This is a genomic window from Acinetobacter sp. AB03 (assembly GCF_058107045.1).
The window spans coordinates 2,326,309-2,344,299 of record NZ_JBUEBA010000002.1 but is presented as its reverse complement, the minus strand read 5'-3'; the positions used below and the strand labels follow the sequence as shown (position 1 = coordinate 2,344,299).

Annotated in this window: 18 protein-coding genes; 7 read left to right on the top strand and 11 right to left on the bottom strand. The window is 42.5% G+C overall.

The features are described from left to right. A complete protein-coding gene (locus tag ACY3FQ_RS11890) occupies positions 1 to 1,317 on the top strand; it encodes an ATP-binding protein (protein WP_039889772.1) in 1,317 nt (438 codons plus the stop codon). Here the strand turns inward: ACY3FQ_RS11890 and ACY3FQ_RS11885 are convergent. Further along, positions 1,307 to 2,017, bottom strand: a complete 711-nt coding sequence (locus ACY3FQ_RS11885) for a phosphatase PAP2 family protein (RefSeq protein WP_005399963.1) — start codon at positions 2,015 to 2,017, stop codon at positions 1,307 to 1,309. The genes ACY3FQ_RS11890 and ACY3FQ_RS11885 overlap by 11 nt on opposite strands. Before the next feature lie 164 nt (positions 2,018 to 2,181). On the opposite strand from ACY3FQ_RS11885, the gene ACY3FQ_RS11880 reads away from it, so the two are divergent. Then, on the top strand, positions 2,182 to 2,874 hold the full coding sequence (locus ACY3FQ_RS11880; RefSeq protein ID WP_005399962.1) for an HAD family hydrolase: 693 nt from the start codon (positions 2,182 to 2,184) through the stop codon (positions 2,872 to 2,874). 70 nt (positions 2,875 to 2,944) lie between these two features. Here the strand turns inward: ACY3FQ_RS11880 and ACY3FQ_RS11875 are convergent, their stop codons facing one another. After that, positions 2,945 to 4,132 carry an ammonium transporter gene (locus ACY3FQ_RS11875; RefSeq protein WP_010326222.1) on the bottom strand — a complete coding sequence of 396 codons (1,188 nt, stop codon included), beginning with the start codon at positions 4,130 to 4,132 and terminating at the stop codon, positions 2,945 to 2,947. A gap of 846 nt (positions 4,133 to 4,978) precedes the next feature. On the opposite strand from ACY3FQ_RS11875, the gene ACY3FQ_RS11870 reads away from it, so the two are divergent. Continuing rightward, a complete protein-coding gene (locus tag ACY3FQ_RS11870) occupies positions 4,979 to 5,701 on the top strand; it encodes a carbonic anhydrase (RefSeq protein ID WP_489774425.1) in 723 nt (240 codons plus the stop codon). Positions 5,702 to 5,764: 63 nt separating this feature from the next. Here ACY3FQ_RS11870 and ACY3FQ_RS11865 read toward each other — a convergent pair whose 3' ends face one another. The 5 genes from ACY3FQ_RS11865 to ACY3FQ_RS11845 form a co-directional block, all read right to left on the bottom strand. Continuing rightward, complete coding sequence (locus ACY3FQ_RS11865) at positions 5,765 to 6,490, bottom strand: amino acid ABC transporter ATP-binding protein (RefSeq protein WP_489774424.1); 726 nt, start codon at positions 6,488 to 6,490, stop codon at positions 5,765 to 5,767. 14 nt (positions 6,491 to 6,504) lie between these two features. Beyond that, a complete protein-coding gene (locus tag ACY3FQ_RS11860) occupies positions 6,505 to 7,188 on the bottom strand; it encodes an ABC transporter permease subunit (RefSeq protein WP_005399959.1) in 684 nt (227 codons plus the stop codon). Then, on the bottom strand, positions 7,188 to 7,931 hold the full coding sequence (locus ACY3FQ_RS11855) for an amino acid ABC transporter permease (protein WP_278345200.1): 744 nt from the start codon (positions 7,929 to 7,931) through the stop codon (positions 7,188 to 7,190). The genes ACY3FQ_RS11860 and ACY3FQ_RS11855 overlap by 1 nt, the downstream gene beginning before the upstream one ends. A 68-nt stretch (positions 7,932 to 7,999) precedes the next feature. After that, positions 8,000 to 8,944, bottom strand: coding sequence for a transporter substrate-binding domain-containing protein (locus ACY3FQ_RS11850; protein WP_489774093.1), 945 nt, complete (start codon positions 8,942 to 8,944; stop codon positions 8,000 to 8,002). Positions 8,945 to 9,511: 567 nt separating this feature from the next. After that, on the bottom strand, positions 9,512 to 9,934 hold the full coding sequence (locus ACY3FQ_RS11845; protein WP_004694572.1) for a hypothetical protein: 423 nt from the start codon (positions 9,932 to 9,934) through the stop codon (positions 9,512 to 9,514). 288 nt (positions 9,935 to 10,222) lie between these two features. Here ACY3FQ_RS11845 and ACY3FQ_RS11840 point away from each other — a divergent pair, with 288 nt between their 5' ends. The 4 genes from ACY3FQ_RS11840 (at position 10,223) to ACY3FQ_RS11825 (ending at position 12,925) form a co-directional block, all read left to right on the top strand. Then, the gene (locus ACY3FQ_RS11840; RefSeq protein WP_489774091.1) at positions 10,223 to 10,483 is read left to right on the top strand and encodes a hypothetical protein; all 261 of its coding nucleotides are present in this window, start codon (positions 10,223 to 10,225) and stop codon (positions 10,481 to 10,483) included. 163 nt (positions 10,484 to 10,646) lie between these two features. After that, positions 10,647 to 12,353 carry a mechanosensitive ion channel gene (locus tag ACY3FQ_RS11835; RefSeq protein ID WP_201950609.1) on the top strand — a complete coding sequence of 569 codons (1,707 nt, stop codon included), beginning with the start codon at positions 10,647 to 10,649 and terminating at the stop codon, positions 12,351 to 12,353. Between the two features lie 60 nt (positions 12,354 to 12,413). Continuing rightward, positions 12,414 to 12,605, top strand: coding sequence for a hypothetical protein (locus tag ACY3FQ_RS11830; RefSeq protein WP_201950610.1), 192 nt, complete (start codon positions 12,414 to 12,416; stop codon positions 12,603 to 12,605). 167 nt (positions 12,606 to 12,772) lie between these two features. Next, complete coding sequence (locus ACY3FQ_RS11825; protein ID WP_201950611.1) at positions 12,773 to 12,925, top strand: hypothetical protein; 153 nt, start codon at positions 12,773 to 12,775, stop codon at positions 12,923 to 12,925. A 21-nt stretch (positions 12,926 to 12,946) separates the two neighbouring features. Here ACY3FQ_RS11825 and ACY3FQ_RS11820 read toward each other — a convergent pair whose 3' ends face one another. The 4 genes from ACY3FQ_RS11820 to ACY3FQ_RS11805 all read right to left on the bottom strand — a co-directional run bounded on the left by ACY3FQ_RS11820 (position 12,947) and on the right by ACY3FQ_RS11805 (position 17,986). Next, positions 12,947 to 14,146 carry a BaiN/RdsA family NAD(P)/FAD-dependent oxidoreductase gene (locus tag ACY3FQ_RS11820; protein WP_201950612.1) on the bottom strand — a complete coding sequence of 400 codons (1,200 nt, stop codon included), beginning with the start codon at positions 14,144 to 14,146 and terminating at the stop codon, positions 12,947 to 12,949. A 64-nt stretch (positions 14,147 to 14,210) separates the two neighbouring features. Further along, positions 14,211 to 15,080 (bottom strand): 1-aminocyclopropane-1-carboxylate deaminase/D-cysteine desulfhydrase, encoded by an 870-nt coding sequence (locus ACY3FQ_RS11815; RefSeq protein ID WP_201950615.1) that lies wholly within the window; start codon positions 15,078 to 15,080, stop codon positions 14,211 to 14,213. Positions 15,081 to 15,143: 63 nt separating this feature from the next. Continuing rightward, on the bottom strand, positions 15,144 to 16,304 hold the full coding sequence (locus ACY3FQ_RS11810) for an HlyD family secretion protein (protein WP_201950618.1): 1,161 nt from the start codon (positions 16,302 to 16,304) through the stop codon (positions 15,144 to 15,146). A gap of 32 nt (positions 16,305 to 16,336) precedes the next feature. Continuing rightward, complete coding sequence (locus ACY3FQ_RS11805; protein ID WP_201950620.1) at positions 16,337 to 17,986, bottom strand: MFS transporter; 1,650 nt, start codon at positions 17,984 to 17,986, stop codon at positions 16,337 to 16,339. Positions 17,987 to 17,991 lie beyond the last annotated feature (5 nt).

Sequence of the window (17,991 nt, the reverse complement as noted above, 5' to 3'; positions counted from 1 at the left end):
ATGGCGAAGCCGACTCCTGTTTCCTTAAAGCGTCAACTAATTACCTATACCTCTTTATTTAGTATTGTGATGGGCTGTTTGTTGGTGATTGCAGCGTATCGCATTGCCCTTGAAGAGACCAATGAGATCCTCGATGCACAAATGCGTAATTTGGCAGAGCGTGTTGCAGCGCATGATCCCGCTCCAATTAAGAGTGAATTTGAAGCGGACAGACACTATCACGAAGAAGATTTATTTGTAGATGTCTGGTCGTATGGACTGCCTGAACAATGGCAACATGAGTTTGATTTATTAATACAACCCGTTAAAAAAGCTGGATTTTATACCCATCACACGGCACAGGGGCTATGGAATACCTATGTGCTGCCAACAGAAAAGTACCAGATTCAAGTCAGTCAGCAGCGCAGTGTAAGACAAAAGCTGGCTTTAGAGCTGGCGGCCAATATGTTGATTCCATATTTACTGTTTATGCCTTTGGCTTTATGGGGGCTGAGTTGGATTATTGGACGTAGTCTAAAACCCTTAGATGAGTTTAAAGCGGAACTTGCACAGCGTGAACCATATGAACTGAGTGAGATTCAGCCAGACGGTTATCCACTGGAAATTCTTCCGACCATTAATGAAATGAATCGTTTATTTGAACGCATTTCGCTGTCGCAAAAAGAACAAAAGCAATTTATTGCCGACGCAGCGCATGAGCTCAGAACCCCTATTACAGCACTGAATTTGCAAATGAAAATTTTGCTGCATGAGTTTCCAGAACACCAAGCCTTAAAAAACCTAAGTTTAGGCTTAATTCGGACTCAACATTTGGTGTCACAACTGCTCAATTTGGCGAAACAGGATGCTTCCTTACCAAGTTTAGAACCGACACAAAGGCTAGGGCTAAGTGATGTGGCGGTTGAATGTATGGAGCAACTGATGGAGCTGGCGCTAGCCAAAAGCATCGATTTAGGCTTGGAACAGCATGAAGCACTTTGGCTAGAAACTCAAAGTTCAGCCTTACATTCTATTGTCTATAATCTCTTGGATAATGCGATTAAATATACGCCTGAACAGGGTGTGATTAATGTCTCTATTTATCAGCAAGATCAGCAAGCCATTGTTCAAATTGAAGACAGTGGACCGGGCATTGAGCCAGAACTTTATGATCATATTTTAAAGCGTTTCTATCGCGTACATCACCATCTGGAAGTCGGCAGTGGATTGGGCTTGTCCATTGTCGATAAAGCCGCAGAAAAAATTGGCGCCAAACTGCACTTTGGACAAAGTGCAGGATTGGGCGGCTTACAAGTTCAAGTGATCTTTAAGCTGTAGTTTCGGCTTGAGTTGGGCTGGACAGTGTAAACTGTTTATAACACAGCGCATATGCCAGTACATTGACCAGCCAAATCACCCATGCCGTCCATAAATTGTGACTAAGGAAATGCGCCCCCCGCATCATTTGCGCCCAACCCATGACAAAGCCTAAAATCAGGGCAGCAAGCAAATAAAACCACGCGCGTTTGGGTTCATTTAGACGGTATACGAAATATCCCACAAAGAGCGCAAAACCTGTCGCGGCATGTCCACCAGGGAAACAATGTCCTGCGCTGGCAGATAAGTCCCAAAAGAAATCATGTGTCGTGGCTAGAGTCATGTCCCATGGACAGGCATGTGCGGATTGTGATTTTAAAATCCCAATGAGGCTGGTACTGATGAGGACTAAGCCAATGAAATAACCATTTTGCCAACGGCGGGGTTTGAACGCAGCCCATTTATACGAAGCGAGCCATTTCAGTAAATAAATTACATACACTGCGATGATGATGTCTTTAACATAACGATGATTCAGTTCTGCTAAGGCCCAGTCACGCTTTAGTGGAAAATGACCAGTTTGATCCATAAAGGGGTGAATCAGTTGTAAGTCGATGGTGCCCGCCACAGGGAAGAGCAGCCACAATACGGCAAAACCCAGCGTCAAAATAAAAAACTGAAGGATGAAAAAACGTTGCTGATCCGACACAAGTGAGGCCATGTTCTGAAAATAAGCGCTATTCCAACAGCGCTAGCTTAAACAAGGCTTAACATAAACCCTGTTTCATCTGCTTTAGCATGATCTGTGCTTTGGTTATCGTTTTAAGGCGAATACAAAGTGTCGGTTCAGTGTTACATTTGCTCTCAAATACATGAGGTTTAAACATGTCGATACGTGCTGTTCTATTTGATTTGGATAATACCTTGACGCATCGTGGGCGAAGTGTTGCGGCTTTTAGTCAAAGCCTTGTCGACATCTATCAAAGCCAACTTAACTGCGTTGATGTGGAACAGGTTGAGTCGATTGTGAATCGGATTGACAATGGTGGTTATCCCTTAAAAGAGCATTTAACCCATCCCAGCATCGGTGCTTCGGTGGCTTATGCGTTGCTACAGGAGTTAAACTGGCAGGTGGCTCCGCATTTAGAAGCGTTAAGCAATTTTTGGTTTGAACAGTTTGGTCGTAGTGCTGTGGCAATGCCTGAGGCTGAGCAAACACTGACCCGTCTAAAGCAAGCTGGATATAAACTCGCCATTATTTCAAATGGCGGTCATGCCACACGGCTGTCTATATTAAATGGCTTGGGTTTTCAGCATTATTTTGATGTGATCAATAGTTCTGGATTGTTTGGCCAAGCCAAACCCGAAGTTGATATTTTTATTGACACCGCACAGCAACTGGCTGTTGATGTGGAGCAGTGTTTATTTATCGGTGATCATCCTATCAATGATGTACAAGGTGCACAGCAGGCAGGAATGCAAGCACTGTGGTTATCAGGCTTTCATGTTCCTTCAGTACAGATGTCTGCACCGAGTATCACGGCATTGTCCGAGATTTTTGATTATTTAGAGCGCTAAAAGCCTCTTATCATGTTCAATACGAATAAAAAAAGCGGCCCATGTGAGCCGCATTAAAGTGGAAATGTGTTTAGAATATACTGTCATCTGAGTTGGCAGAGATTTTATGAATAGATAAATCTGCACCGCGAAATTCATCTTCTTGACTTAAACGGATGCCCATCGTGGCTTTTAAAGCGCCATAGACCACCAATCCACCAATAACAGCTATACCTATTGCTAAGAGCGTACCAATCAGCTGTGACATCATCGCAACACCGCCCAAACCACCAAGCCATTTTTGACCAAAGATCCCGACTGCAAGCCCACCAAAGGCACCACATACGCCGTGCAAAGGCCATACACCGAGTACATCATCGACTTTTAGCTTGTTTTGGGTGTAGGTGAAAAGTTTGACAAAAATCAGTCCAGCAATAGCGCCAATCACCAATGCCCCAATCGGGTGTACGACATCTGAACCTGCACAAATTGCCACGAGACCAGCTAAAGGGCCATTGTGTAAGAAGCCAGGGTCATTTTTTCCTGCGAAGTTGGCTGCTAAAGTTCCGCCAACCATGGCCATAAGTGAGTTAATCGCCACCAGTCCTGAAATAGCATCCAAACGCTGTGCACTCATCACATTAAAGCCAAACCAACCCACGATCAAAATCCATGAACCTAAAGCCAAGAACGGAATGGACGAAGGAGGATGCGCACTGACACGACCATCTTTTTTGTAGCGACCATCACGTGCACCGAGTAGAACCACAGCAGCCAGAGCGATCCAACCTCCCATAGCATGTACCACCACTGAACCTGCGAAGTCATGGAAACTTGCACCGAAAGTATCTTGTAGCCACTGTTGTAAACCAAAGTTGCCATTCCATGCGATTCCTTCAAAAAAAGGATAAACCAAGGCCACCAATAACACGGTTGCAATCGCTTGTGAGCGCATTTTGGCACGCTCGGCAATACCGCCTGAAATAATGGCTGGAATTGCGGCCGCAAAAGTGAGCAGGAAGAAACAGCGCATCAGGTTATAACCATGATCAGCTGCTAAGGTATCCCCGATATGGAAAAAATGGTGTCCATAGGAAATGTAATAACCTACAAAGAAGTAGGCAATTGCGGAAAGTGAAAAGTCCGTTAAAATTTTGCTTAAAGCGTTGACTTGATTTTTATGACGAACTGTCCCTAGTTCTAAAAAAGCAAAGCCCGCATGCATGGCAAGGACTAAAACCGCACCAAGAAGAAGAAAAAGTAAGTCAATATTTTGCATGTTTAGGTTCCATTTGAGTGCAAAATTTTGCAAAAAGAAACTCAGTATACTGATGCCTGTAATTTCGTGAAGATCTCAGCAAAAAGGAAATATTGATTAAGTTTTGCTTAAAAATAACAAGACTCGATATAAAGCAAAAGTGTGCACCATGATGGTGTTTGTGCATTGCAGTGGTGCATGGGTTAAAATATAAATTAATATTAAGTTTATGAATATATTATGTTTATCTAATTTTTTTTATTTCAAATATACAGGTGTATATTTTATCTTTTGAGTTAAACCCAAAAAGTAGCAACACAAAAAAATGATAAAAAAATTCGGTTAGCAGTTATTGTTAGCTGAGTCTCCGTTGCTTTGTTCTCTTTGGGAACGCTCATGCCATGAGATGTGCGTGCTGATTGTGCATCAGTGAAAAATTTTAAACATGATTGTATTTTCTCATTCTTATTTTAATTTATCACGGCTTTGTTGCATAAATATGTAAGCATCTGATTTAAATAAATTTAATTTTGGATCAAAAAATAATCAAAACTTTTAAAATCATATAGTTATGAAATCTTTGTGCAACAAAGCCATTTATCACAGATAAAACATGAATAATCACATAACTATATGTAATTAATTGTAATTATTGTCATATATGATCAGTCCTATTTCAGCATTTTTCATCTACAACGAGAAAAAATAGTCGGGCAATATTGGCTTTTTGCTGAAAAGTGATGATTACAGAGTTTGCACAAAAAACAAAGACAAGCAGCAGAATTGGCATTTTAGGTTTTGCTGCTTGAGCGTGATTTCTTAGAGGATATTGGGGCGTTTTAAACTGATATTTTTTGATGGATTATGATGAAGAAAAAACTAATAGCAACATTGTTTGGTCTCCCATGTGTGATGGCTTGGGCCAGTAGTGAAGTAATTTCGGATTGGAGTTATCAAGCACAAACAGCACCGCAGTATTGGAGCCAGCTCAATAGCAAATACCAAACTTGTGCGGGGCATAATCAATCGCCCATTAATATCGAGCATGTGATTTCAGCAGACCTTGCACCACTTGATTTTGATTATAAAACGGCTGCAACGAGTATCGTGAAGCTTCCTCATACTTTACAAGCCAATATTCAGCAAGGCAGTTATTTAAGTTTAGAGGGAGAACGATTTCAATTATTACAAATGCATTTACATAGCCCTTCTGAAAATACGATCCACGGCAAAAGTTTTCCGATGGAATTACATTTAGTTCATGCTTCTGAAAAAGGCGAGCTGGCTGTGGTTGCGGTGATGTATGAACAAGGGAAAAAGAATCAAGCACTTGATGGACTATGGCAGCAATATAGGCAACCCCAAAAAGCACTCAATTTAAACGCAGATCAATTTCTGCCGACACATCGCGAGTACTACCGCTTTAATGGTTCGCTCACGACACCGCCGTGTACTGAAGGTGTACGTTGGGTGGTCTTAAAAGATATTCAGCAGGCATCAGCACAGCAAATCACAAACTTCGCTGCACTGATGGGGTATCCGAATAATCGTCCTGTTCAAGCCACCAATGCGCGCTTGGTTTTAGACTAGAGCGTGAATTAAAAAAGCAGATCGTATGATCTGCTTTTTTTAAGGTGGGATAAGACGTCTGTACTAGTGCAAGATCTTGTCTAAGAACTGTTGAGCACGATCACCACGTTTGGTGTTAAAGAAATCATCTTTGCTACAGTCTTCAACAATTTTACCTTGATCCATAAATAACACACGGTTGGAGACTTGGCGGGCAAAGCCCATTTCATGGGTGACACACATCATGGTCATGCCTTCATGTGCCAACTCGACCATCACATCAAGAACTTCATTAATCATTTCAGGGTCAAGCGCCGATGTAGGCTCATCAAACAACATGGCAATCGGATCCATGCTTAATGCACGGGCAATTGCGACACGTTGTTGTTGTCCACCTGAAAGTTGTGCTGGAAATTTATGTGCATGTGCACTCAGCCCAACCCGTTCTAAATAGCCTAAGCCTTTCTTTTTCGCTTCAGCTTCAGAGCGTCCCAATACTTTAATTTGGGCAATGGTTAAATTTTCAGTAATGCTGAGATGCGGAAACAACTCGAAGTGCTGAAACACCATACCTACACGGCTGCGTAATTTGGTCAAATCTGTTTTCGGGTCTTTGATGGGTATTCCATCGACTGTGATTTGACCTTGTTGGAAGGCTTCCAGTCCATTCACTGTTTTAATCAGGGTCGATTTTCCTGAGCCTGATGGACCACAGACCACCACCACTTCACCTTGGCAAATTTGTGTGGTGCAATCGGTTAAGACTTGAAAATCGCCATACCATTTACTGACATTTTGGAGGTCAATCATTACTTTTTGGTCGCTCATACGCTTAACCTCCTTTGTAATCGTTTTACTGCATATGTGGCTAGCATACTGATGGTGAAATACACCAAGCCAGCAAATAAAATATATTGCGTTAATAGAGACATCAAATCGCCCCGCACGTAGTTGGTGCGGAAGAAGTCGAGTAGTCCAATGGCGTATACCATGGTTGAGTCTTGGAACAAGATGATGGTTTGTTGTAACAGCAGCGGTGTCATTTTGCGAAAGGCTTGCGGCAAAATGATTAAGCGCATGGATTGACCATAGGTCATGCCTAGTGCATAAGCCGCGGCAGACTGTCCTTTAGGAATTGATTGAATTCCTGCACGTACAATTTCCGAGAAATAAGCCGCTTCAAACAGCATGAACGCCACAATACTTGAGACCAAAGCGGTATCAATGGTCAGGTAATTTCCCGTGACTGTGGTGTAGATGAAGGGTACAGCAAAGTAGAACCACATCAATACCAATAGGAGTGGAATCGAGCGGAATAAATTGACATAGCCTTGGGCAATTAAATTCAAGATGCGAATTGAAGACAAACGCATCAGTGCCAACAGCGTGCCAATGAAAATACCGCCAATGGTGGCGATGATGACCACTTTTAAAGTGATACTTAAACCATGCCATAGGGCAGGTGCAGATAACTGCAAATCATGGGTAAATGCGGTGAGCCATTCCATTATTTAGCTCCTGCAATTAAACCTGGGACACGCAAACGTTTTTCAAGCAGCGTCATTAAGGTAATTAGGCACACGTTGATAACGATGAATATAATCGTGACATAGGTATAGATTTCGATGGTGTTCTGCGTATATTCGCTGATGGTTTTCATCTGCGAAATAATCTCGGAGACCCCAACCAAAGAGGCCACAGAAGTATTCTTGACGCAGTTGGTCAACTCGGAGCTCAGAGGCGGCAAAATCGTACGGAAGGACTGCGGTAAAATGACATAGCGGTATAGCTGTGCGGTACTAAAACCCATGGCATAACCTGCATTGACCTGTCCAGTAGGTAAAGCTTCAATACCTGTGCGGACTTGTTCGCAGACACGTGCTGCAGTAAACAGTCCAAGACCAATACTGGCTGAAATCAGCGCTGTTATTCCTGCACTTAAATCATTAATCCACCATGACTTAATCGGGCCAGGTAAGAAATTCGGCACAACATAAAACCAAATAAATAATTGGATCAGTAGAGGTACATTACGAAAAATGGTGACGTAGCCAGTGCCGATAGCACGTGCGGTTTTATTGGGAAGCGTGCGCATAATGCCGAGAATACTTCCGAGCACCATTGCAATGCTCCAAGCCACAATGGCAATAACAACCAGCCAGCCTAAACCAATTAAAATCCAACTGAGATAGGTGCTATCTCCGACGCCTGTGGATTGCCAAAGGACGCCCCAGTTCCAGGTATAATTCATGACAATCCCCTAAAATAGGTCAGGCAAAGAAACTTTGCCTGAGTGAACATTAATCTTTCCTTTATCGTTTACTGATCACGGTTATGTGGGTTTGCAATTAAGGCTTTAAGTTGGTCTGACATAGCAAAGTTCAGGTTAATATTTTTCGGTGGAATCGGTTGTTCAAACCATTTGTTGTACATTTTGTTAATTTCACCTGAGCTATAAGTGGCTTTAATTGCATCATCAACCACTTGCTTAAAGCCAGTATCGCCTTTACGTAACATACAGCCATAAACTTCTTGAATTGGTGCTGTACCGACAATGTGCCACTTGTTTGGATCTTTGGCTTTCGATTTCTCTCCAGCAAGTAAAATGTCATCCATCATAAACGCAGCAGCACGACCACTTTGGAGCATCAAGAATGATTCAGCATGGTCTTTGGCAGAAATCACTTCACCAATACCGAGTTCTTTTTCATGCTGACGGATATAGCGTTCAGAGGTTGTCCCTGCTGTAGTCACTAATTTTTTGCCTTTTAAGTCAGCAAAGTCCTTCACGCCTGAATCGGTTGCAGTAAGTAAACGTGAACCCACTTCAAAGAAGCCCACAGAAAAATCAACTTGTTGCTGGCGTTCTTTGTTGTTTGTAGTTGAACCACATTCAAGATCGACTGTGCCATTTGAAACCAATGGAATACGGTTTTGGCTGGTGACTAAGTTATAGCGAACTTTTAAATCAGGCATATTCAGCTTTTGTTTAACAGCTTCAACCACTTTGAGCTGTAAATCATGTGCATAACCGACAGGTTGATTTGGATTGTCTGCGATATAGGAGAATGGAATAGAGGAGTCACGGTAACCTAAAACAATGGTTCCTGATTTTTTAATCTTATCTAAAGTGCCTGACTGTGAAGCATCTGCGCCAGTGCTAGCTGCATCCGTTGCAGGTGCTTTGTTGTCGCTACATGCACTGAGGCTCAGCGCAAGTGCACTTGCACAAAATAGGGCAGAAAGATTACGTTGCATGGTCATGTACAAACTCCTTTTGTTTGCAGCATCAATTGCATTGTTTTTATCAAAAACGTCAGAATCGGGTTAAAGCTTTATTCTGTGCAAAAGATGTTCTTTTTATGGTATTTTTTTACAGCTTAGTCTGCATCTTAATCGAGATTGCTTTTGCTGCTCAAGAGGGATTTTTAATATTTTGTTAATAATGCTTTAAATAAGTGCATCGCTATATTCCTCTGATATTAAAAAGAAAATTATGCATAATGCGTGCCATTTCAAGTTTTCTAATTCATTTTATTAGGCTAATGTCTAATGCCACAGGGTTGGCTATGCGTTTCGTTATGGATGCATGACAGAATGGATTTTTTTCGTGTAGAATATGCTAAAACTGCAATAGCAAAGAAAAGTGCTTTATTTTGAAGATGATCCGTTTTATGACGCAGTATATAAAGGTCAGTTAGATTCGGTTTACTGTCCTACACTTTCCGCAGGGGATTAAAAACTAAAAAATAAAAGCGACTGTACGTTATGAACAAATGATAGGGCACAATCGCAATGAGAGGATATGAGCAGATGTGTATCAAGAAGTGCTTAGTGCACAAACATATCCATATATTCACGGATTTCAGAAATAGCCGTTTCAATATCCGTCGTCAGCCATGTTGGCTCAAACAGTCCAATATAGTGATCTAAACGGTCTTGAGGTACAACTAAACGCACAGGACATTCTTCTTCCAGTAAGCGCCAAGGAATGATGGGTGTTTCATTGTCTAAAAAGGCTTGCACATTTCGAATGTCAATAATCATGGCATTGACACATTCAGGAAAAGGCATCACTGAAAACTCTTCAGTACGACGACGGAAAAACTCCAGATCGCCCCATTTTAGAATATAACTAGGCTTAGAAAATTCAATAATACCAATAAGATGTTGGTCTCGCGTGTAGTGCAAATGACATTGGTGCGTAACATCAGTGTCTAAATCAAGCGTTACACTTTGTTGACGATATGCCATAAAGTCCAAAAACAGCTAAAACAAGGTGCATAATTATAGCGCAAATTCAGTTGAAGAGCGCTGTTCGCCAGACTCTTTTTGTCTACGCCTATATGAAATACTTTTTATATGACCTTTAACATTGATTTGACAGAAGAGTGACTTTTTTTAAAACCATAAAAAATAACAATTTAACTTAAAATAAAGCGCTTGTTTACTATCTCACTATGCTTTGAAACACAATGCTACACAAGCAGTTGTTAGTATGAGAATTCGACAACTTGATAATAGAAAATTGAGGGGGAACATATGCCACATGATTTCAATAAACCGTCCCATGTACAAACGCCAGAGGAGCGACAGAAGAAAAAACGCGTGCCCTTGTATATATTGGCATTGGTCGGAATTTTCTTAATCGCATTATTATTTTATATGTTTGCAGATACCAAGCCAAATCCGAATGAGGCGCCTCCAGGTCATCCGAATCCGAGCGCAGAGCCTGCAACACCGAATAATAGCACCACTGCAACAGCAGGTGACGGCAATACGGCGACTGCAACTGACCGCTAAATGTGACTAAAGCCCTTGTAATGTACAGGGGTTTTTTCTTTAGCAGTCATCAAAAGGTATTCCATTTCTCATTCATACCTCATGGCAGACAATCACTTCAAAACTAAAATCTGTAGTTGAGCAAAGGTCGCTGTGATGTAGACACAACAAGAGGGAGAACAAAATGAATGATTATGTAGGGCATCAGGGTCGATTTGATGCGATGTATTATTGGGACCAGTTTCACCCAATCCTGTCCGCAATCGCCATCCTGATCATTGGTTGGATTATTGCATTATTGATTGCAGGTGCTGTGAAAAAGGTTTTAACCAAACTCGGGACCAACCAAAAACTTTCCAGTGCTACTGGCCATCGCTCGAATATTGAAAATATTATTTCTCGAGTTGTGTTTTGGCTCATCTTGATTATTGCGGTGATCGGTGCACTTAATGTTCTCAATCTCACCAGTGTAAGTGGGCCATTTAGTAATATGGTTCAACAGTTCTTGTTGTTTATACCACAATTGTTGGCTGCTGTTGCTGTGGGCTTTATTGGCTGGATTGTGGCAAAGCTGGTCAAAGTGGGTTTACAAAAAGGATTGGATCGAACTCAGTTAGATGAAAAACTCAGTCAGGATGTCGGAGTCAGTACGCTGAGTCAAAACATCAGTGAAATTGTCTATTGGTTGATTTTATTACTATTCTTACCCATTGTTTTGTCGATACTCGGTCTGACTGGGCTGCTCTTTCCGATCCAAAATATGGTCAATGAAGCCGTACTGTATCTACCAAATATCTTTATTGCGGGTGTAATTGTTTTTGCAGGTTATATTCTAGCCAAAATTGTACGGGGCATTATTGAGGGCTTATTGAGAAGCCTAGATGTACAAAAACAGGTTGAAAAAGTAGGACTGTTTAAAAACTCAGATTTGGCTAAAGTGCTCGGATCTTTTGTTTTTGCAATGGTTATTATCACAGCGCTGATTATTGCGTTTGAAGCTTTAGGCATTGATGCAATTTCTCAACCAGCGACGGCCATGCTGTATGAAATCATGAATGCAATTCCGCACATCATTGCAGCGGCATTAATTTTAATTTTGGCCTATGTGGTGTCACGTTTTGTCGCAAGTCTTGTGGTTGAAGTCTTGTCGGGAACAGGTGTAGATGACATTCCAAACAAAGTTGGCTTGCAACGTTTCTTAGGAAACACCAAAGCGTCTTGCGTCGTGGGTTATTTCATTGTGTTCTTTACCATGTTATTTGCGGTCTCTGAAGCAGCAAATCGACTCGGCTTTGAACAGATCAGTGGTTTGATTGCGATGTTTATCCAGTTTGGTGCAAACATCCTATTGGGTGCAGTCATTTTGGGTGTGGGCTTCTGGTTGGCGAACTTGGTTGCACAGGTGATTGAGCGTGGTGAATACAATAGTTCTCGTTGGGTGGCGAACATTGTACGTGTCTTGATCATTGGCTTGGTGTTGGCGATGGGCTTGCGTGCAATGGGTATCGCAGATTCAATCGTAAACTTGGCCTTTGGCTTAACGCTGGGTGCGGTTGCCATTGCATTTGCACTGGCTTTTGGTCTCGGTGGGCGTCAACCTGCGGAACGGGTTTTGACCGATTTGTTGGATAAAGCCAAAAAAGAAGGTGCGCAACCGAATCCACTTTATCAGGCCAAAGCTGAAAGCACGCAATCCGCACAAGGCAAAGAAGAACATGCCTCACTGAAAGAGCAAATGGATACACCAACGGTTGCAGAGGAATATCAACATGCAGATGATATTCCAACTACAGCAGAGGTCGATCCTGCACATAAACCTTTAAATAAACCTTTTGGTTCAACGGGTGAGGCCGAACAAGATATTGATGTTCACCCCAAAGATCCAGACTAAATTAATCACACTAAACACCGACCGCTGATGGCGGTTGGTGTTTTTTATTGGAGTAAACTGATGTCAAAAAAAGCCCCAAATAAATATTTTGCCCCAATCATCATCGCGGGTATTACGGTTGGATTTTTTGTGAGTGCTTATAAATTTGTCTTTGCAAAACCGAAAATCGATACAACAACACACGCTAATGCTGAAAGAATACCGACTGCGGCAATTGAAGGTTGTGATGCGGATGAATCTGATGAAAAATAATACAAAAGTCTATAGTGTGGAATGAACTTTAATTTGGTATGTTTGATGCATGTGGAATATGGATATTTCATAAATTAGAAATACTTACATGCCTATACTTTTGTGATAGCTGCATGGACATTTCACGATTTATTTTTATAAATTGCAATTTAAAAAGGAAAAAACAGATGATGCAAATATTAAAAAAAACATTGATGATGAAACGTTCAGTGATTCAGCCGAGCCATGTCCATATTGCCATTGCGAAAATGGACTTAGCGCTTGCCCGTCAGCAGAAGCAAAAGCAGTGCGTACTGCTACGCACTGATTATTTAGAATAATTTATCATTTAAGCAGATGGCTTAGACATATTCTGATGCGGCATGTGCAGATGACCATGCCCATTGGAAGTTAAATCCGCCCAAATGTCCTGTGACATCCAGTATTTCGCCAACAAAGTACAAGCCTTTTTGCTTTTTACTTTCCATGGTTTTCGATGAAACTTCTGTGGTATCTACACCACCTAAAGTCACCTCAGCAGTACGGTAGCCTTCGGTTCCTGATGGTTTGACTTCAAACGCATGTAAGCGCGTGGCAATGTGCTCCAGTTTCTCATCTGACAGTTGGCCAATCGCTGTTTCAGCCAGTTCAGGCCAAATGAGGTTTTGCAGTTCAACCACCACACTTTTTGGAAAGTGTTCACCAAGTAAAGTGCGAAGCAGGGCTTTGGGTTGACTGTGTTTCTTGGCTTTTAAATAGTCGTGCAAATCCACACTTGGCAAGAAGTCAATTTTGAAGCTTTGTCCTACATCCCAATAATTCGACAGTTGTAGCGAGCTTGGCCCACTGAGCCCACGATGAGTAAATAAAAGGGCTTCGGTGAAAGCGTTTAAGTCATTCGATAAAGTTGCATCGACCGCGTTGCCACTTAAGCGTGTGGTCACTTCTTTAAAGCTATCCGAGAAGGTAAAAGGCACCAAACCCGCGCGGGTTGGATAAACATGATGCCCAAATTGCTTTGCAATTTCATAGCCAATCCCTGAGCCACCTAAGGTCGGAATAGATAAACCACCCGACGCAATGACCACAGATTCGGCTTCAAAATACCCTAGTGTCGTGTCAATTTGAAAACTCTGCTCATCGAGTGCGGTAATGGCTTTTACTTCACAGTTGGTTTTAATGTCGACCAAACCTGTTTTTTCACACTCGCTCAACAGCATAGCTAAAATTTCTTTGGCACCTTTTAGGGTGAACAGCTGTCCGTGTTTACGCTCTTCATATTCGATCCCGTATTCACAAACCATCCCAATAAAGTCCCAATTGGTATAGCGAGTGAGGGCTGAAATCACAAAGTGTGGATTATGTGAAATAAAGTTGCTTGGTTCGACATAGAGGTTGGTGAAGTTACATTTACCCCCACCCGACATGAGAATTTTTTTGCCGACTTTATTGGCTTTTTCTACAATGACCACTTTTCGTCCGCGTTGAGCTGCCATATAGGCTGTCATTAAGCCAGATGCACCTGCACCTAAAACTAAGACATCATATTGATTTGCGGACATGACACACTCACGGGAGAATAAAGCAGGGCATTATAGACCATCTTTTTTGCTTTTTCAGGACTATCTAAAGTGTGGCTAAACGACCTTGTAGCCCACCTGAATGAATCACCAAAATACGATGATCTTTGGGGAATGTACCTTGTTGAATTAAATCGATTAAGCCCAACAGCATTTTACCTGTGTAAATTTGTTCCAGTGGAATGTTATATTGCTGCTCAAAGGTACGGATAAATTGTAAGAGTTCGGGAGTAGTTTTGGCATAACCACCACAGCAATATTGATCGGTAATTTGCCAATTTCGTTTTTCAGTCAGTTGCTGGATCTCTCGGCACAAAAAATCGCCCTTGAGTGCAAAGAAACCCAAAACTTGCTGCTGTGAATGACTGGCTTCGATCAGACCCGCAATGGTGCCACCCGTTCCTACGGCACAACAAATCAGAGCGTAATTTTGTCGATCCGCATCAGAGAGAATTTCTGTACAGCCTTGAATGGCAAGGGGATTGGTTCCCCCTTCAGGAATGACGTAATACTCAGGATAATCTTGTTGTAACTGCGCTAAGTATGCTGGGCTTTGCTTTTGTCGATAGGTTTCACGCATTACAAACTGCAACTGCATACCAAATTGTTGCGCCGTATTTAGAGTGAGGTTTAAAGGTTTGCTGGCCAGCTCTTCACCTCGAATAATACCCAGACTCTCAAAATCAAATAACTGTGCTGCATAAGCCGTTGCGGCAATATGATTGGAATAAGCGCCACCGAAGGTCAGCAGTTTTTTATAGCCTTGTTGCTGTGCCGCTAACAGATTATATTTGAGTTTAAAAAATTTATTGCCTGAGATTTGCGGATGGACTAGGTCTAAACGTTTGATGCTGATCTCAAATCCTTCGACAGTAATTTGCTGATAAGGAATGGTTTGGGCAATCTGGTTAAACATAGGATTTTTATCAATTTGGCTCAAGGCATAGTGTAAGTGAAAAGTCGTGGTTTCTGCACAGAATTAACGCTGTGCAGAGTGGGTATCGACCGAACTAATCACCGACATGCCAGGACGTAAATTTTCTATGCCCGTTTGATTCGGATCAATTGCAATCCGTACCGCAATGCGTTGTACCACTTTGGTAAAGTTACCTGTCGCATTATCAGCTTTAAGCACGCTGAACTCTGAACCCGCCGCTGGGGAAATTTGCTCGACATGACCTGTAAATTTCTGATGATTGAGGGCATCCACCGTGAACCATGCTTTTTGCCCAATTTTCATGTTGGCAATTTGAGTTTCTTTAAAGTTTGCGGTGACCCAAGTCTGCTGTGGAATCAGATAGAGCAACTGTGTGCCTGCGGCCACATATTGTCCCACACGTGGATTGACTTCACCCAGTTGCCCATCCATCGGGGCGATAATGCTGCTGTAATTTTTGGTGGTTTTGGCTTGATCCAGTTGCGCAGCGGCATTGGTCACTTGTGCTTTGAGTCCTGTTTCAGCCACTTGCGCGGTTTTGAGCGCTTCTTTTGCCACCAATACATTGGCCTGTGCTTGTTGCAGTAAGGCTAAATTATTTTGGGTATCGGCAAAGGCTTTGTCTTGTTCTGATTTAGACGCTGCGCCAGAGTCTCCCAACTGTTGATAGCGCTGCTGTTGTGCCAATGACAGTTGGTACGCTGCTCGAGCCTGTTCGACCTTGGCTTCTGCCGCCACAATATCGGCTTTACGCTGTGCAATATTTTGGCTTTGATTAGACAGAGCATTCTGCGCTTGATCAACCCCAGCTTCTGCTTGAGTGACTTTTTGGTCATAAGTCGTGGCATCAATATGCATCAACACCTGTCCTTTTTTGACATGATCAAAATCACTGACCAATACATCTTTGACATAGCCATTAATTTGCGAAGAAAGCACTGTAGTTTTGCCTTTGACATAGCTGTTGTCTGTTGACTCAATAGCACTGTCAAAGGGCCCAATTTTCCATGCCCATAAAATGATGCCAATACCGATGATCAGCACAATAAACATCAAGATCAGCGTACGTTTCGCTGTTGGAATTAGTTTACTCGAAGGCGGCGTAATCGGTGTTGCTGCTGCCACGGGCTGTTCAGGCTGAGAGGCATTTTCAGACGTTGCAGTGGTTTCAGTGGGTGCTACTGGTTTTTGATCTTCAGACATAACAATTTCTCAATAAATAGGGAACAGTGGCATTAGGCAGGACCGATTTTCGCTTGTTGTCGCAGTTGATATTGATTCCGCGCAATCAGGAATGTCCCCCACAGCAACAGCAGCATAGCAACAACGCCATTAAAGCTAATCACATCGTTATAGGCACGAACTTGAGCCTCTCGAGTCACCACTTGATTGAGATTTTTTAAGGCTTGTTGTTGCTCTAACTGCTGATCGAGCGTGTAAGTATGCGAACTTTGTTGATACGCTAAAAGACGCTGTGCAATCAATGGATTGGTTTCGGGAAGTTGTTGAATCATCTCAGCACGATAGTTTTGGGTTCGGACTTGTTGATAGGTGGAGTAAAACGATGAACCGACTAAGCCACCAAATGTTTGAGTCGCTGAAAATAAAACAATAAACGTGACAATATGGGTGGGGCCTTTTTGCATGGCGCTTAAGATACCCGTGATCAAGAGTGGACCAATAAACATACCACTGGCAAAGCCCACCAAAAACTGACTGCCGTAGAAGTTGGAAGGGCGAATATCGCTGGTAAGGTGAAAATCTAGTCCGCAAGCAATCAACACCAAAGCTTCTGCTAATAGTAAGTGCCAAATAATCCGTTCACGTGAAAAAGTGATGGCACTAAATAAGGTACCAGACACGATGCCTAAAAAGATCACGACATAGAGTGGGACAAATTGATCGGGGCCCATGCCCATAGTTTTGAGAAAACTCACGGCAGCATAACTTTGCTCCGACATTAAGAAGCGAATTGCAAAGGCACCGATGATAAAACGAAGCGTGGATGATGTCCCCAGCCAACGCGTCATAATCAATGGATTGACCCGATAATGCTCGTAGACCAAACCAATCACAATTAGGCTAAACCCTGCAATGAGCAAATAGGCTAACCATTTCACTTCAAACCACCACAAAATAGGCCCTTGGGTCAGCACAATACACAAAAAAGCAAAACCGGGCGCAAGCAGGGCAAAGGTGAAGAAGTCTTGCTTTTCAAAAACAGCAATTCTTAGGCTGCGGGGCAACTTCAGCGACACCACCATTGCGAAACAGCACAGCGCTAAACCAATTTCAAAGGTATACAGGACATTCCAGTTATTGACGTCAATGAGATAAGGCGAAATGATCCATGCCAAGGGAATACCAAGCTGCTGAAAGCCTAAAGCCAAATAGATACTGCGACCAAAATTTTCCCGCTTAAAGGCCTGCATAATGTAATACATGCCCAAAGAGCTAAGTGGTGCTGCAACCATGCCGCTAATAAAACGTACCAATACCGCCATTTCAAAGGTATGCACAAAGACGTGTAGAACCAAAACCACAATAAAAATCAGTAGGCCAATTTCAGAAAATAGACGTAGACCGTATTGCTGGCGGGCTTTAAATAGAATCAGGTTCGCACTGACATTGGCCATCACATAAGCCGCAGGAATCCATGCTACCTCAGAGGGTGTTAGTCCATATTCACCCTGAATTAAGGGCAAATTTGCGGTAATGAAACCGTTACTGAGACTTGCAGACAGTGCGACAAATAAACCAATAAAAAAATATATGAAGCGCTTAGGCGTGGAGTGCGCAATCACGGCAGGAGAGCCGGGTAGGGTTGGTTTTTCTTCAGCAGTCCAGTTTGGTGCAGGTTCGAGTAAACGCGGTGGCTGTGTCATGAGTG